The organism is Sphingobium ummariense RL-3 (assembly GCF_000447205.1).
Taxonomy (GTDB): Bacteria; Pseudomonadota; Alphaproteobacteria; order Sphingomonadales; family Sphingomonadaceae; genus Sphingobium; species Sphingobium ummariense.
Genome location: NZ_AUWY01000137.1, coordinates 1 through 2,974, shown reverse-complemented (window position 1 = coordinate 2,974; position 2,974 = coordinate 1). Strand labels below are relative to the sequence as shown.

Here is a 2,974-nt window from a genome sequence, read left to right as displayed (position 1 = left end):
TTGACTATTCTGTCACTCGGTCAATCGATCAGGGGGCAAGATGGTCAGCGCAGCGGCGGACGGCTCAGAAAAGGGTATCGACCGGCTTCGCATTGGCGATCTGGTTCTAGCCTTCCGGATCGACAATTATTCTCTGCTCCGCGCCGTCTATAGCCTCGACACGGCCAATGCCGCGGTCGATGCGGTCATCGTCGCGCTGGCTCGCCTTTTCACCGGTGTCCGGATCCAGAGAACCGAACCGGGGATGCTGTACGCCGCCATCCCGGCGTCCACCCGCCGTAGGGAGCATGCCCTGCCGGCGATGATCGACAGTGTCTGTACCCTCATCATGTGCAGACCGCTCGAATGCGATGGCGAGCGCGTCTATTTCTCCCTGTCCACGGGCTATGCGGTCGCCTCCGATGCGCATCTTTCCGCCGCTGGCACGGAAGAGTGCCTGCGCATAGCCCGCGACATGCTGTGCGCCTGCCGAAGCGCCGCCGAGCGCCCCACCGCAAACGACAGCGCCTGGGCTGACCATTATCGCGCCGACATGCGGACCGCTGCGACGCTGCTGCGCCAGGTCGACCGAGGCGAGGCGCATTTCGTATGGCAGCCGGTGTGCAACGCCACCGAGAAGGAGGCCATCCTCTATTATGAGGCGCTGCTGCGGACTGTGTCCGCCGATGGGCAGCAGCAGCCCTGCGGCGAAGCCATCGGCGCGCTGGAGCGGCTCGGCCTCGTCCGTATCCTGGATCAGCGGACGGTTTCCCTGGTCATCGACGAACTGGAAGCCGACCCGCTGGTCTGCCTGGGCGTCAATATCTCCGGACAGAGCGCTTCCTTCCACCTGAACGGCCATGATGCCTTCTGGTCGGAGTTGCGCGAACGCCTTTCCCGCGACCGCAGCCTGGCGCGACGGCTGGTGGTGGAGATCACGGAGACTGCGGCCCACTCCTCCCTGCGCGAAACCGTGGACTTCGTCACGCAGCTGCGCGCGCTCGGCTGCCGGATCGCGATCGACGATTTCGGCGCTGGCTACGCCTCTCCCCGCCAGCTTCTCGCCCTGCGCCCCGACATCGTGAAGGTAGACGCCTTCTTCCTGGGCGCGGCGACCCAGCATGCCGAAACCGCATCCGCCTTTCCCCACATGGTGGGGCTGGCACGATCACTGGCGCCGACCGTGATCGCCGAGGGGGTCGAGACGGCGCAGCAGGAAGAGGCCGCTAGGGCCAGCGGCGTCCAGTGGCTGCAGGGCCACCAGGCCGGGCGCCCCAGCGTGACGCGCGCATGGCTGGATTGGGACTATCGCGACAGCATCCGCGCGCTCGTGACGTTCAAATCCTATTCCGAAGCGCCCGCCCACAACGCGCAGCGGGCGGCATAGCGGCATGCGCCCCCCCTTCCCTCCTGCTGCACATGGGCTGAAGGAAATCGCCCCGTTGGCAAGGCAGACGCGGCGCGGCTGTTCTCCAGGGCGCGGCAGGACGCGACCGCCGGGCAGATCGTTCACTCTATTCCGGAGCCATTTTTCCTTTGCCCCGAGTGACGTCGCGTCGCCGCGGCGAGCCCGGTCGAAGGAGCCGGCCAGGGCGCGCGATGATCCGCGCCTTTTCTTGGCCCGGCACGAGTGCCGCCAATCCCCCCTCTGCACGTCAAAGCAGAAAATACCCGCGACACGTCAATCATCTTCGTCGCCAACAATAAAACAAGTCCATTCGAACCAATCCGAACATCAGCCTCAACCACGACGGAAGATAACTGTTCTTCTTGGAACAAATAATGGAGATCGGCAATGGCACTTATCAATATTGATCTTGGATCCAGCGATCAGACAATCAACGAAGACAATGCGAATGCTGGTGACACCATCAACCTTAGCGTGGTGGGATCGCACACCCTGACGGTCGACGGCGTCGACGTTACCCTCAACGGCCTGGCCGGCATTAGCGTGGGTTCCACCCCTACATTCGCGACGGTTAACGACGCCAACCTGGTTGTCGATTATGGCCTGCTGAACGTGTCGGCGCTGGGCGGCATCACCTATGAGGTCGGCGACAGTTCCAGCATCACCGTCAATGAATCGACGGTCGCCCTCGGCGTCGGGGTGCCCCAGACCATCAACTTCACCGGCGCCGGTGCCGGCTCCTTCACCTACAACGAAAGCGCGCTGGGCAGCGCCGCCGCCTTTGAGGTCAACGGCTTCAGCTGGGGCGACAGCCTGTCGTTCAACAATGCGGACCTCGTGCAGAGCGCTTCCATGAACGGCAACGACATGACCCTGGTGCTGCGCGACGAAGGCGGGCTCCTGGGGGCCGGTGCGAACAACATCACCTTCACCCTCAACGATATCGATCCCGACCTGGCCACCCAGATCATGGCCAACCCGAGCAGCTTCTTCGCGGATGGCACCTTCGTCGCCCCGGTCTGCTTCCTGGCGGGCACGCTGATCAGCACGGACAAAGGCCAGGTTGTGGTCGAGGACATTGAGATCGGCGACAAGGTGGAGTGCCTGGGCGGCCTGCGTGAGGTGCGCTGGGTTGGCTATCGCCATGACCTGATCCGCCGCGTGCCGGAAGAGAAGCGCGACGACTTCTTCCCCGTCGTCATCAAGCAGGGCGCGATCAGCGACAATGTGCCCAGCCGTGATCTCAGCGTGTCGCCGTGGCACCATATCTATACCGACGGCATGCTCTTCCGCGCTAAGGACCTGGTCAACGGCAGCAGCATTTTCGCCAACAAGGACATGGCTGCCGTTTCCTACTATCATATCGAGCTGGACCAGTTCGACGTGATCCTGGCCCACGGCCTCTATTCGGAAGCCTATGTCGACGGCGGCAACCGCGATTTCTTCCAGAATGCGGATGTCGTGAGCCTTCGCCCGGAACAGCTCGTCCGCCGTCGCGCCGAGCGTCCTGGCTTCGAAGTCGCGAAAGACAGCAAACTGATCCACGCCATGCAGAAGCGCTTCTCCGACCGGGCGCTGCTGTGTGGC

The 2,974-nt window shown here is 63.4% G+C and carries 2 protein-coding genes; both read left to right on the top strand.

Annotated features, from left to right (window positions below; translation table 11 throughout):
• Positions 1 to 40: 40 nt before the first annotated feature.
• Entirely contained in the window at positions 41 to 1,366 is a 1,326-nt protein-coding gene (locus tag M529_RS47945) for an EAL domain-containing protein (protein WP_021320223.1), read from the top strand.
• Between the two features lie 408 nt (positions 1,367 to 1,774).
• Positions 1,775 to 2,974, top strand: a 1,200-nt coding sequence (locus tag M529_RS47560; protein WP_021320222.1) for a Hint domain-containing protein, incomplete at its 3' end; no start/stop codon positions are given.

Excerpts from the sequence above, each read along its gene's own strand:
- M529_RS47945 (WP_021320223.1), top strand. The coding sequence starts at position 41 with ATGGTCAGCGCAGCGGCGGACGGCTCAGAAAAGGGTATCGACCGGCTT.